The sequence below is a fragment of the Pseudomonas sp. HY7a-MNA-CIBAN-0227 genome, from assembly GCF_040310325.1.
In the GTDB taxonomy this organism is placed as follows: Bacteria; Pseudomonadota; Gammaproteobacteria; order Pseudomonadales; family Pseudomonadaceae; genus Aquipseudomonas.
Map to the genome: position 1 here is coordinate 72,424 of NZ_JBEOPT010000009.1, position 13,172 is coordinate 85,595.

The 13,172-nt window shown below is 60.1% G+C and carries 12 protein-coding genes; 10 read left to right on the forward strand and 2 right to left on the reverse strand.

The window, feature by feature from the left end:
• Nucleotides 1–130: 130 nt before the first annotated feature.
• Together mlaY and AAEZ06_RS16450 are read left to right on the forward strand one after the other, a co-directional pair.
• The gene (gene mlaY / locus AAEZ06_RS16445) at nt 131–1,429 is read left to right on the forward strand and encodes a lipid asymmetry maintenance lipase MlaY (RefSeq protein ID WP_149411441.1); all 1,299 of its coding nucleotides are present in this window, start codon (nt 131–133) and stop codon (nt 1,427–1,429) included.
• A complete protein-coding gene (locus tag AAEZ06_RS16450) occupies nt 1,422–2,210 on the forward strand; it encodes an MlaA family lipoprotein (protein WP_149411440.1) in 789 nt (262 codons plus the stop codon). Before mlaY ends, AAEZ06_RS16450 begins: the two co-directional genes overlap by 8 nt.
• 60 nt (nt 2,211–2,270) lie before the next feature.
• On the opposite strand, the gene AAEZ06_RS16455 is transcribed toward AAEZ06_RS16450, so the two are convergent.
• Nucleotides 2,271–3,185, reverse strand: coding sequence for a DUF808 domain-containing protein (locus tag AAEZ06_RS16455; protein WP_149411439.1), 915 nt, complete (start codon nt 3,183–3,185; stop codon nt 2,271–2,273).
• Nucleotides 3,186–3,319: 134 nt separating this feature from the next.
• Here AAEZ06_RS16455 and AAEZ06_RS16460 point away from each other — a divergent pair, with 134 nt between their 5' ends.
• Complete coding sequence (locus AAEZ06_RS16460; protein ID WP_133099083.1) at nt 3,320–3,925, forward strand: TetR/AcrR family transcriptional regulator; 606 nt, start codon at nt 3,320–3,322, stop codon at nt 3,923–3,925.
• A gap of 140 nt (nt 3,926–4,065) precedes the next feature.
• Here AAEZ06_RS16460 and AAEZ06_RS16465 read toward each other — a convergent pair whose 3' ends face one another.
• A complete protein-coding gene (locus AAEZ06_RS16465) occupies nt 4,066–4,506 on the reverse strand; it encodes a GlcG/HbpS family heme-binding protein (RefSeq protein ID WP_149411438.1) in 441 nt (146 codons plus the stop codon).
• Between the two features lie 268 nt (nt 4,507–4,774).
• Here AAEZ06_RS16465 and gcl point away from each other — a divergent pair, with 268 nt between their 5' ends.
• From gcl to AAEZ06_RS16500, 7 genes are all read left to right on the forward strand, one after another.
• Nucleotides 4,775–6,550, forward strand: coding sequence for a glyoxylate carboligase (gene gcl, locus AAEZ06_RS16470; RefSeq protein WP_350615220.1), 1,776 nt, complete (start codon nt 4,775–4,777; stop codon nt 6,548–6,550).
• A 56-nt stretch (nt 6,551–6,606) separates the two neighbouring features.
• Nucleotides 6,607–7,389, forward strand: coding sequence for a hydroxypyruvate isomerase (hyi, locus tag AAEZ06_RS16475; protein ID WP_350615222.1), 783 nt, complete (start codon nt 6,607–6,609; stop codon nt 7,387–7,389).
• A gap of 60 nt (nt 7,390–7,449) precedes the next feature.
• The gene (locus AAEZ06_RS16480) at nt 7,450–8,337 is read left to right on the forward strand and encodes a 2-hydroxy-3-oxopropionate reductase (RefSeq protein WP_350615224.1); all 888 of its coding nucleotides are present in this window, start codon (nt 7,450–7,452) and stop codon (nt 8,335–8,337) included.
• Between the two features lie 173 nt (nt 8,338–8,510).
• The gene (locus AAEZ06_RS16485) at nt 8,511–9,806 is read left to right on the forward strand and encodes a glycerate kinase type-2 family protein (protein WP_350615226.1); all 1,296 of its coding nucleotides are present in this window, start codon (nt 8,511–8,513) and stop codon (nt 9,804–9,806) included.
• On the forward strand, nt 9,796–11,211 hold the full coding sequence (pyk, locus tag AAEZ06_RS16490) for a pyruvate kinase (protein ID WP_149411433.1): 1,416 nt from the start codon (nt 9,796–9,798) through the stop codon (nt 11,209–11,211). Before AAEZ06_RS16485 ends, pyk begins: the two co-directional genes overlap by 11 nt.
• Before the next feature lie 203 nt (nt 11,212–11,414).
• Nucleotides 11,415–12,296, forward strand: coding sequence for an urea transporter (locus AAEZ06_RS16495; RefSeq protein WP_350615228.1), 882 nt, complete (start codon nt 11,415–11,417; stop codon nt 12,294–12,296).
• Between the two features lie 31 nt (nt 12,297–12,327).
• Nucleotides 12,328–13,152: an ion transporter gene (locus AAEZ06_RS16500; protein WP_350615230.1), complete on the forward strand. Its 825-nt coding sequence runs from the start codon at nt 12,328–12,330 to the stop codon at nt 13,150–13,152.
• Nucleotides 13,153–13,172: the final 20 nt, after the last annotated feature.

Here is a 13,172-nt window from a genome sequence, read left to right on the forward strand (position 1 = left end):
TCTAGCTACTATTATTCTGACTCTCGCTGTTTTTACCGACTTTTTGTGCCGACGGCTGGCACTTCGGTGGCAACGCCGTGGTCATAGCCTGCGAACTTCATTCAGCACGTTTCCTCTTAGGGATTAAGTCATGCTCCGTTCCTTACGCTGTGCGGCCCTGTTGGGCGGCCTTTTTTTAAGTGCGTCAGCACTGGCGGTCGATGTCGACCCCGCCAGCTATGGCTACCCTTTGACCAACCCGTTCGAAGCGACCATCGCCACCACGCCCCCTCATCTTCGACCTGAACTGCCGACCGATGACGAGATCGATCAGTCTGACTACAGCCTGACGATGCGCCCGGAACGTGAATTCAGCCTGCCCGACAACTTCTGGGCGGTAAAGAAACTCACCTACCGCATGGCCAAGCAAGACCATGCCGCGCCGCTGATTTTCCTGATCTCCGGCACTGGTGCGCGCTACGACAGCACCATCAACGAATACCTGAAAAAGCTCTATTACAAGGCCGGTTACCATGTGGTCCAGTTGTCGTCGCCCACCAGCTTCGACTTCATCAGCGCTGCGTCGCGCTTCGCCACACCGGGCATCACCAGTGAAGACGCTGAGGACATGTACCGGGTAATGCAAGCCGTGCGCGCGCAACACCCGCGCCTGCCGGTCACCGAGTACTACCTCACCGGCTACAGCCTGGGGGCCCTGGACGCAGCATTCGTCAGTAAGCTGGACGAGACCCGGCGCAGCTTCAATTTCAAGAAAGTGCTGCTGCTCAACCCTCCGGTCAACCTCTACACCTCGGTCACCAACCTCGACAAGCTGGTGCAAACCGAGGTCAAGGGCATCAACAACAGCACCACGTTCTATGAACTGGTGCTGAACAAGCTGACCCGCTACTTCCAGCAAAAGGGCTACATTGACCTCAACGACGCCCTGCTTTACGACTTCCAGAACTCCAAGCAGCACCTGTCCAACGAACAAATGGCGATGCTGATCGGCACCACGTTCCGCTTTTCGGCGGCCGACATTGCCTTTACCTCAGACCTGATCAACCGCCGCGGCCTGATCATCCCACCGAAATACCCAATCACCGAAGGCACCAGCCTCACGCCGTTCCTCAAGCGTGCGCTGCAATGCGACTTCGACTGCTACCTGACCGAACAAGTGATCCCGATGTGGCGCGCCCGTTCCGATGGCGGCAGCCTGTTGCAGTTGATCGACCAGGTCAGCCTCTACGCCCTCAAGGATTACCTGCGCGACAGCCCGAAAATTGCGGTCATGCACAACGCCGATGATGTAATCCTCGGCCCTGGCGACCTCGGCTTCCTGCGTAAAACCTTCGGCGATCGCTTGACCGTCTACCCACTGGGCGGCCACTGCGGCAACCTCAATTACCGCGTCAACGCCGACGCTATGCTGGAGTTCTTCCGTGGCTAAATATCTCCTGCTTATTGCTGCGTTACTCTGCACAGGCGCCGCCAATGCCGATAACAGCAAGGCCCACACACCCACCATGGTCGATGAAGACGGCTTCAAGGAACCGCTGAGCAAGCTCAAGTTCAACCCTGGCCTGGACCAGCGTGAATTCGAACGCTCGACGCTGAACGCCCTCAACGTCTACGACCCGATGGAGTCGTGGAACCGTCGGGTGTACCACTTCAACTACCGCTTCGACCAATGGGTGTTCCTGCCGGTGGTCGACGGTTACCGCTATGTCACCCCAAGTTTCCTGCGTACTGGCGTCAGCAATTTCTTCAACAACCTGGGTGACGTACCCAACCTGATGAACAGCCTGCTGCAGCTCAAGGGCCATCGCTCCCTGGAGACCACCGGGCGCCTGCTGCTCAACACCACCCTCGGCATCGCCGGCCTGTGGGACCCTGCCACCGCCATGGGCCTGCCGCGCCAGAGCGAAGACTTCGGCCAGACCCTGGGTTTCTATGGCGTGCCGGGCGGTGCCTATGTGGTGCTGCCAATTTTCGGCCCGTCGAACCTGCGGGACACCGGCGGTCTGCTGGTGGACTACAGCGCCGAATCCCAGATCAACTTCCTCAATGTGTCCAAGGTCAGCGAAAACCATCCGGAAATCTGGGCCCTGCGCGCCGTCGACAAGCGCTACCAGACCAGCTTCCGCTACGGTCAGATGAACTCGCCGTTTGAGTATGAGAAGGTGCGCTACGTGTACACCGAGTCGCGCAAGTTGCAGATTGCCGAGTAACGGCAAGCGCGCACAAAAAAGGCCATTCGATTGAATGGCCTTTTTTATTGCGGCGAAGTCCTAGGCTTTCACTGCTTTCCAGGTCTTGCCGACAACGCTGACAACACCCAACACCACCGCCCCGGCAATAATCCCCGCCACCGCATTGAGCAAGGTCGGCATCAACCAGGCCAAACCGCCGGTGCTCTGGCTGACGGTTTCAATCCAGTGATGCACCACCGGCACACCATGGGTGAGGATGCCGCCGCCGACCATGAACATTGCAGCCGTGCCGATCACCGACAGGCTTTTCATCATGTAGGGCGCGGCGCGCAAAATTGCCCCGCCAATACTGCGGGCCACCTGGCCGGGCTTTTGGGTGAGCCACAGGCCTAGGTCGTCGAGCTTGACGATGCCGGCTACCAGCCCATACACGCCGACAGTCATGACGAGGGCGATGCCCGACAAGACGATGACTTGCTGCATCAGCGGCGCATCGGCCACGGTGCCCAGGGTGATGGCAATGATTTCTGCCGAGAGGATAAAGTCAGTGCGGATTGCGCCCTTGATCTTGTCCTTCTCAAAGGCCACCAGATCAGTGGCCGGATCGGCGACGGCCTGCACCAGTTGTGCATGTTCGGCGTGGTCTTCAGCCTTGCTGTGGAGGAACTTGTGGGCCAGTTTCTCAAAGCCTTCGAAACACAGGTAAGCGCCACCGAGCATCAATAGCGGCGTGACGGCCCAAGGCACGAAGGCGCTGATGAGCAACGCAGTAGGCACCAGGATCAGTTTGTTGACAAACGAGCCCTTGGCTACCGCCCATACCACCGGAATTTCGCGCTCGGCGCGTACACCGGAAACTTGCTGGGCGTTAAGGGCCAAGTCATCGCCCAATACGCCAGCAGTTTTCTTGGCGGCCATTTTTGTCATCAGCGCGACGTCGTCGAGAACGGCGGCGATGTCGTCTATCAGTACTAGTAAGCTGCTTCCTGCCATGAATCAGGCGTCCTTAATGTGGGATAGTGGCGAGCATAGCGCGGCGCAAGGCATTGCGGGCACATTCTTGAGGCTCGCGGATAGCCGGTGCTACCATGCGCAACCGCCTGTCTTGGCAAGGAAACTCCTGGTCTATGAGCACCATTCGCGAGCGCAACAAAGAACTGATCCTGCGGGCTGCCAGCGAGGAGTTTGCCGACAAGGGGTTCGCCGCAACCAAAACCAGTGACATAGCCGCCAAAGCCGGCCTGCCCAAACCCAACGTCTATTACTACTTCAAGTCCAAGGACAACCTCTACCGCGAGGTGCTCGAAAGCATCATCGAGCCGATCCTTGCCGCCTCCACGCCATTCAATCCCGACTGCGACCCCAAGGAAGTGTTGACGGCGTACATCCGCTCGAAAATCTGTATCTCGCGCGACCTGCCCTTCGCCTCCAAGGTCTTCGCCAGCGAAATCATGCACGGCGCGCCACACCTGAGCCCCGACCTGGTGGAACAGCTCAACGCCCAGGCCAAACACAACATCGCGTGCATCCAGACCTGGGTAGATCGCGGACAGATCGCCGCCATCGACCCCAACCACCTGATGTTCAGCATCTGGGCCGCGACGCAGACGTATGCCGACTTCGACTGGCAAATCTCGGTGGTGACCGGAAAAGAAAAGCTGGACGAAGCCGACTATGAAGCGGCAGCCCAGACGATTATTCGGTTGGTGCTCAAGGGCTGTGAGCCCGACTGATGGACCGCAGCGCCTGCGCCAGTCGCGAGTAAGTCGAATCGTCGCACCGCCGCTCCCACATTTTTGATCTGTGAACACATTCAACATGTGGGAGCGGCGGTGCGACTTGCTCGCGATGGGGCCCTTCCAGTCACCTCAAGTCAGGCTGACACCCCCGCATCCGCCAGCAATCCTACCCCCTCGATCGCACTGATTGCACACTGCTCATCGATGTCCGAAGTATCCCCGCTGATCCCAATCGCCCCCAGCACCACCCCATCCCGATCCTTGATCAACACCCCTCCCGGCGCCGGCACCACGCTGCCCTGCCCCAGGCTGTTCAACGCTGCAATAAACGCTGGCCGCTGCTGCGCATCCAACGCCAACAACCGCGAGCCCTTGCCCAGGGCAATCGCCCCCCAGGCCTTGCCGATGGCGATCTGTGGGCGCAGCAGGCTCGCACCGTCTTCGCGCTGCAGGGTGATCAAGTGCCCGCCGCTGTCGAGCACCGCGATGGTCAGTGGTGCAGCGGCAATGGTGCGGCCTGCGGCGATGGCCTGGCTGGCCAGGTTGACTGCGACTTTCAAGGTTAAAGCGCTCATGGGTGCCGTCCTTATCTTGTTATTGGGAAAGCCGTGGGGCTCTGAATGATCAGAAGCCGGACAAAACAAATAGAACACAATAGATTAGTTTTTTGTATACAATATTTACAAACATACGCACCACGCGTCGAAATAACCCCGTCTAAAAGGCTTCCGACGAACGTAAAGGTCAACGAATAAAATGGATTGACCTGCGCCGCTCGCCGTGAATACACTTTGACTAAACACCACTTGTATACAATTACAAAACGCAAGAGGCACCAAAACAATGAGCAAAATGAGAGCAATCGAAGCCGCCGTTCTGGTGATGCGTCGCGAAGGGGTCGACACGGCCTTCGGCATCCCGGGCGCCGCGATCAACCCGCTGTATTCAGCCTTGCAGAAGCTCGGCGGCATCGATCACGTCCTTGCTCGCCACGTTGAAGGCGCCTCGCACATGGCCGAGGGTTACACCCGCACCAAGGCGGGCAACATTGGTGTGTGCATCGGCACTTCGGGGCCGGCCGGTACTGATATGGTCACTGGGTTGTACAGCGCCTGGGCCGACTCGATCCCGATACTCTGTATCACCGGCCAAGCCCCGCGTGCACGGATGCACAAGGAAGACTTCCAGGCCGTGGACATCACCAGCATCGTCAAGCCGGTAACCAAGTGGGCGACCATGGTGATGGAACCCGGCCAGGTGCCCTACGCCTTCCAGAAAGCCTTCTATGAAATGCGTTCCGGCCGCCCAGGCCCGGTGCTGATCGACTTGCCGTTCGACGTTCAAATGGCCGAGATCGAATTCGACATCGACGCCTACCAGCCGCTGCCCCTGTCCAAGCCATTGGCGACCCGCATCCAGGTGGAAAAAGCCCTGGCCCTGCTGGATCAGGCTGAGCGCCCATTGCTGGTCAGCGGTGGCGGCGTGATCAACGCCGACGCCAGCGACCTGCTGGTGGAGTTCGCCGAATTGACCGGCATTCCGGTGATCCCAACCCTGATGGGCTGGGGCACCATCCCCGACGATCACCCGCTGATGGTCGGCATGGTCGGGCTGCAAACTTCCCACCGCTACGGCAACGCAACGATGTTGAAATCGGACGTGGTGCTGGGCATCGGCAACCGCTGGGCCAACCGCCACACCGGTTCGGTGGAGGTGTACACCGAGGGCCGCAAATTCATTCACGTCGATATCGAGCCCATGCAAATCGGCCGTGTATTCACCCCGGACCTGGGCATCGTTTCCGACGCCGGCTGCGCCCTGACCCTATTTATTGAAGTGGCCCGCGAGTGGAAAGCCGCCGGCAAGCTCAAGGACCGCAGCGCCTGGCTCCACGATTGCCAGCAGCGCAAAGCCACCCTGCACCGCAAGACTCACTTCGACAACGTGCCAGTCAAGCCGCAACGGGTGTACGAAGAAATGAACCAGGTGTTCGGCAAAGACACTTGCTACGTCAGCACCATCGGCCTGTCGCAGATTGCCGGCGCGCAGTTCCTGCATGTCTACAAGCCTCGGCACTGGATCAACTGTGGCCAGGCAGGCCCGTTGGGCTGGACCATTCCGGCAGCGCTCGGCGTGGTCAAGGCTGATCCGACCCGCAAGGTCGTGGCACTGTCCGGCGACTATGATTTCCAGTTCATGATCGAGGAGCTGGCGGTGGGCGCGCAGTTCAAACTGCCGTACATCCACGTAGTCGTGAACAACTCCTACCTGGGACTGATTCGCCAGGCCCAGCGCGGTTTCGAAATGGACTACTGCGTGCAGCTGTCCTTCGACAACCTCAACGCACCGGAACTCAACGGTTATGGCGTCGACCACGTGGCTGTCGCCGAAGGCCTGGGTTGCAAGGCCCTGCGGGTATTCGAACCAGATCAGATCCAGCCGGCCTTGCGCCGCGCCCAGGAAATGATCGAAGAATTCAAAGTGCCGGTGATCGTTGAGATTATTCTGGAGCGGGTGACCAATATTTCCATGGGCACCGAGATCAACGCCGTCAATGAATTCGAAGACCTGGCGCTGGTGGGCAATGACGCGCCCACCGCGATTTCGCTGCTCGATTAATGATTGTTCGTTCCCGCGTAATCCGCGGGAACGATGACGCTTTTGAGGAAACCACCATGCCGCGTTTTGCTGCCAACCTGTCCATGCTGTTCACTGAACAGGACTTCCTTGCCCGCTTCAAAGCGGCTGCCGACGCCGGCTTCAGTGGCGTGGAATACTTGTTCCCCTACGAATTCAGCTCCGCCGAAATCAAGGCGCAACTGGATGCCAATGGCCTGACCCAAGTGCTGTTCAATCTGCCGGCCGGTGACTGGGCCAAGGGCGATCGGGGCATTGCCTGCGATCCGGGTCGGGTCGAGGAATTCCGCGCCGGTGTGAGGCTGGCCATCGCCTACGCCCAAGTGCTGGGCAACACCCAGATCAACTGCCTGGCGGGGATTCGTCCACAAGGTGTCGATGAGGTCACGCTGGAAACAACCTTCGTCGCCAACCTCAAATACGCCGCCGACAGGCTGCAAGCGGTGGGCATCAAGCTGGTGATGGAAGCCATCAACACTCGCGATATTCCCGGCTTCTACCTCAACAACACGGCGCAAGCCTTGTCGATTCGCGAGCAGGTGGGCAGCGCCAACCTGTTCCTGCAATACGACATCTATCACATGCAAATCATGGAAGGCGACCTGGCCCGGACCATGGCCGCGCACCTGGGCGAAATCAACCATATCCAGCTGGCAGACAACCCTGGGCGCAATGAACCGGGCACCGGTGAGATCAACTACCGGTTCCTGTTTGAACATTTGGATCGCATTGGTTATCAGGGGTGGGTGGGCTGTGAGTACAAGCCGTTGACCACTACCGAAGCGGGTTTGGGTTGGCTGAAAAGCCACAATGCCATCTAACTGATCGTTCCCGCCCTCCGCATGGGAACAATCAACATCGAATAAAAAGAGGATTTCTTCATGGCTAAAATCGGATTTATCGGCACCGGCATCATGGGTCAGCCCATGGCCGCAAACCTGCAAAAGGCAGGTCATCAACTGTTCCTTTCCGAGCACTTCGGCAAAGCGCCAGAAGAACTGATCGCCGCGGGTGCCGTGGCCCTGGCCAACCCGCAGCAAGTGGCCCAGGAAGCTGAATTCATCATCGTCATGGTGCCCGACACCCCGCAGGTCGACGACGTGTTGTTCCGCGCCGACGGGGTGGCCGCAGGTTTGGGGCCGAACAAAGTCGTCATCGACATGAGCTCGATTTCGCCAACGGCCACCAAGGCCTTCGCCGCAAAAATCAACGAGACCGGCGCGCAATACCTCGACGCCCCAGTGTCCGGCGGTGAAGTCGGTGCCAAGGCCGGCACCTTGAGCATCATGGTCGGTGGCGAGCCACAAACCTTTGAACGGGCCTTGCCGCTGTTCCAGAGCATGGGCAAGAACATCACCTTGGTAGGCAGCAATGGCGACGGCCAGACCGCCAAGGTGGCCAACCAGATCATCGTTGCCCTAAACATCCAGGCGGTGGCCGAAGCGTTGTTGTTCGCCTCGAAAAACGGCGCCGACCCGGCCAAGGTGCGTGAAGCGCTGATGGGCGGGTTTGCCTCCTCGAAGATTCTGGAAGTGCATGGCGAGCGGATGATCAAGGGCACCTTTGATCCGGGCTTTCGCATCAGCCTGCACCAGAAGGATCTGAACCTGGCCCTGGCCGGTGCGAAAGAGTTGGGGATCAACCTGCCCAACACCGCTGGCACCCAGCAAGTGTTCAGCACCTGCGCGGCCATTGGCGGTAGCAACTGGGACCATTCGGCGCTGATCAAGGGGCTGGAGCATATGGCGAATTTTTCGATTCGTGAGTAGGCGCTAGCTTGCTCGCGATGGCCGTCAACGATGACGCTGGGTGCCTGAATAAACCCGGCGTCCTCAGGTTTTTCGCGAGCAAGAACTAGGCGTCCCCCTCGCGCCTACAGGTGGTCGTGTTTGCGCCTGAAGTTTGTGCACCCCTAATAACAAAAATTCCCGGGAGCCCGCTTATGTCGGTCGATCCGCAACACCTGCTTCGCGAGCTGTTTGCCACAGCCATCGACGCTGCCCACCCCCAGCAAGTCCTCGAACCTCATCTGCCCGCCGACCGCACCGGCCGCATCATTGTCATCGGCGCGGGCAAGGCTGCCGCCGCCATGGCCCAGGTTGTCGAAAATTGCTGGCAAGGTGAAGTCTCAGGCCTGGTGGTCACCCGCTACGGCCACGGCGCACCCTGCAAAAAAATCAAAGTAGTCGAAGCCGCCCACCCAGTGCCGGACGCCGCCGGCCAAGCCGTCGCCAAGCGCGTGCTGGAACTGATCAGCAACCTGGAGGAAGACGACCGCGTCATCTTTCTGTTGTCCGGCGGAGGCTCTGCTTTGCTGGCCCTGCCCGCCGCGGGTATCACCCTGGCCGACAAGCAATCGATCAACAAGGCCCTGCTCAAATCCGGCGCCACCATTGGCGAGATGAATTGCGTGCGCAAGCACCTCTCGGCGATCAAGGGCGGGCGCCTGGCCAAGGCATGCTGGCCGGCGACGATCTATACCTACGCGATTTCCGATGTGCCGGGCGAGCAGGCCACGGTCATTGCTTCCGGCCCCACAGTCGGCGACCCAAGCACCTCGCAACAGGCCCTGGCGATCCTCAAGCGCTACCAGATTGAAGCCCCCGTCTCGGTGCGCAGTTGGCTGCAAAACCCCGAGTCGGAAACCGTCAAACCCGGCGATCCGTGTCTGGCCCGCAGCCATTTCCAACTGATCGCCCGCCCGCAACAATCCCTGGAGGCGGTGGCGGTAAAAGTACGCCAGGCCGGGTTCAGCCCACTGATCCTCGGCGACCTGGAAGGCGAAGCGCGGGACGTGGCCAAAGTCCACGCCGGTATCGCCCGGCAAATCGTCCAGCACGGCCAGCCGCTGGCGGCGCCGTGCGTGATTCTTTCCGGCGGCGAAACCACCGTCACCGTGCGCGGCAATGGCCGTGGCGGGCGCAACGCCGAATTCCTCCTGAGCCTGACCGACAGCCTCAAGGGCCTGCCCGGTGTCTACGCCCTGGCCGGTGACACCGATGGCATCGACGGTTCCGAAGACAATGCCGGGGCGATCATGACCCCCTGCAGCTACGCCCGTGCCGAAGCCCTGGGCCTGAGCGCCAGCGATGAGCTGGACAACAACAATGGCTACGGTTACTTCGCCGCGCTCGACGGGCTGATCATCACCGAGCCGACCCGCACCAACGTCAACGATTTTCGCGCCATTGTGATCCTTGAAAGCCCTGACAGAGAGTCTCCTGACCATGACGCCTGACAAGAAGGTCAAAATCCTCGCCACCCTGGGGCCGGCTACCCACGGCATCGATGACATCCGCGAGTTGGTGGAAGCTGGGGTCAACATCTTTCGCCTGAACTTCAGCCACGGCGATCACGCCGATCATGCCCTGCGCTACCAGTGGATTCGCGAGGTGGAGAAACAACTCAACTATCCCCTCGGCATCCTCATGGACCTGCAAGGACCGAAGCTGCGAGTCGGGCGTTTTGCCGAGGGCAAGGTGCAGTTGATTCGTGGCCAGGCCCTGCGCCTTGATCTGGACAGTACTCCCGGCGATCAACGTCGGGTCAACCTGCCCCACCCGGAAATCATCGCGGCCCTGGAGCCCGGCATGGACCTGTTGCTGGATGACGGCAAGCTGCGTTTACGGGTGATCACCAAGTACGCCGATGCCATCGACACCACCGTGCTCAACGGTGGCGAACTGTCGGACCGCAAAGGCGTGAACGTGCCACAAGCCTTGCTGGAACTGAGCCCGCTGACCGCCAAGGACCGCCGCGACTTGAGCTTCGGCCTGGAGTTGGGGGTGGACTGGGTGGCGCTGTCCTTTGTGCAGCGTCCGGAAGACATCCGCGAAGCCCGTGAACTGATCGGCGACAAGGCCTTCCTGATGGCCAAGATCGAGAAGCCCTCGGCAGTGCAGCGCTTGCAGGAAATCGCCGAACTGAGCGACGCGATCATGGTCGCCAGAGGGGATCTGGGGGTGGAGGTGCCGGCTGAGAGTGTGCCGCAGATCCAGAAAGACATCATCACCACCTGCCGCCAACTGGGTAAGCCCGTGGTGGTGGCCACGCAGATGCTCGAATCCATGCGTTTCTCACCAGCGCCGACCCGCGCCGAAGTCACCGACGTGGCCAACGCCGTGGCCGAGGGCGCTGATGCGGTGATGTTGTCGGCAGAAACCGCCTCCGGTGAATACCCGCTGGAAGCGGTGCAGATGATGAGCAAGATCATCCGCCAGGTGGAAAACGGCCCGGATTACCAGACGCAACTGGACGTCAGCCGGCCCAAGGCCGACGCCACGGTATCGGACGCCATCAGCTGCGCGATCCGCCGTATCAGCAGCATCCTGCCGGTGGCGGTGCTGGTGAACTACAGCGAGTCCGGCACCTCCAGCCTGCGGGCGGCTCGGGAGCGGCCATCGGTACCCATCCTCAACCTGACACCAAACCTGTCAACGGCGCGGCGCTTGAGCCTGGCCTGGGGCGTGCATTCGGTGGTCAACGATCGGCTGCGGCAGGTGGATGAGGTGTGTTCCACGGCACTGGAGATTGCCCAGGCACAAGGGATGGCGAAGCGTGGGGATACGTTGGTGATTACCGCGGGGGTGCCGTTTGGGCAGCCGGGGTCGACCAACTCGCTGCGTATAGAGACGTTGATCTAATCACCCTGTGGAGAGGCTTTCCCTGTGGCGAGCGGGCTTGCCCGCGCTGGGGTGCGCAGCGGCCCAAGAACCTGACACTGAGTTCTGCCTGAAAGAACCCAGCGAATTCTTTGGGGTTGCTACGCAACCCAACGCGGGCAAGCCCGCTCGCCACAATAAGCCCGCTCACCACAGGTTCAGTGCCCTCTTCTAGATTAATACTGATGTCCAACCATCCTCAACACTGTTCCGACTGGGCCGAAGCCCTGCTCAACGGCTTCAGCCAGATCTTCCTCCAGCGCCACCCACTGTGTGGCTTGCTGTGCCTGCTGGCGATCCTGTCGGGCGCCCCGAGCCTGCTCGGCGGCGCGTTGCTGGGCGGTGTCGCGGGCCTGCTGACGGCCCAGCGCCGGGGCTATCCCAAGGCCGAACGCCAAGCCGGACTCTACAGCTATAACGGCGTGCTGCTGGGTTTACTGATCAGCCAGCATTTCGTCTGGTCAGCCCTGTTGCCGCCGTTGATTCTGGCCTGTGGCGGCCTCAGTGCGATCCTCACCCGGCAATGGCTCAAGCGCGCGGCGAATCCCGATGACCTGCCGGCCTACACCGCACCCTTTGTTGGGCTGGGCTGGCTGTTGCTAGGCACTACTGCGCCAACGACTGTTGCATGGAGTGAACCCGACACTTGGGCATTGCTCAGTGCACCGTTTACAGGACTTGCGCAAATTATCCTGCTGGATCAACCCCTGGCTGGTCTGTTAATCCTGCTCGGTCTATTGCTCGCCAATCGTCGCGTCGCGCTGTGGGCATTGATCGGCGCCAGCGCTGGCGTGGTACTCGCCCTGTTGCTGGACGAATCCGCCAGCGCCCTGCTTGGCCTGCACAGCTATAACCCGGCGCTAGCGGCTTTAGCATTGAGCCAGCAGCGTCGCCAACCCTGGCTGCCACTGATGGGTATCCTCCTGGCAATCGTCCTCACCCCAGGCTTTGCGGCCCTGAATCTGCCCCCCCTGACCGCGCCATTTATCCTCGCCTGCTGGCTGGTGCACGCCAGTCGCAGGGTTATACAAAGGGCCAGCGTGGACAGCCCGTTCGAATCCCCCTAGGCTTCGCTGAATATTGATTCAGGCGACCTCCATGGACAGCAACAACAACTGGCGTCAGCGGCTCTACGTCATGGTTTTCCAAAGCGACACCGCAGCCGGGCGCCGTTTCGACAGCATCCTGCTGCTGATCATCCTGGCAAGCCTGGTGGTCATAATCCTCGACAGCATCGACGAGGTGCACCAAAACTACGCGAGCGTGCTGGCCTACATTGAATGGGGCTTCACCATCATCTTCGCCATCGAGTATGTGTTGCGGCTGTATTGCTCCCCCAAGCCGTTGCGCTATGCCTTCAGCTTCTACGGGCTGGTGGACTTGCTGGCCATCGTCCCCGGCATCCTCGCCCTGTATTACAGCGACGCCCAGTTCCTGCTGATCATCCGCATCATCCGCATGCTGCGCATCTTCCGGGTGCTCAAGCTCAGCCCCTACCTCATGCAAGCCAATTACCTGATGTCGGCGCTGCGCGGCAGCAAGCAGAAAATCGTGGTATTTCTGCTCAGCGTCTGCACCCTGGTGACAGTATTTGGCACCTTGATGTACGTGATCGAAGGGCCAGAGCATGGTTTTACCAGCATCCCCAAGGGCATCTATTGGGCGATCGTCACCCTGACCACCGTGGGCTTTGGCGACATCGTGCCCAAGACGCCGTTGGGCCAGGTGATTTCGTCGCTGGTAATGATCACCGGTTATTCGATCATCGCCGTGCCCACCGGGATTTTCACCGCGGAACTTGCCAACGCCATGCGCGGCGAACAGCTGCAACAGGACTGCCCGGTGTGCAAGAAAAGCAGCCATGAACCCAACGCGGCGTTTTGCTCACGCTGCGGCAATAGCCTTTTCAAAAAAATGGAATAAGCAAAGTTCTTTTTAATCTT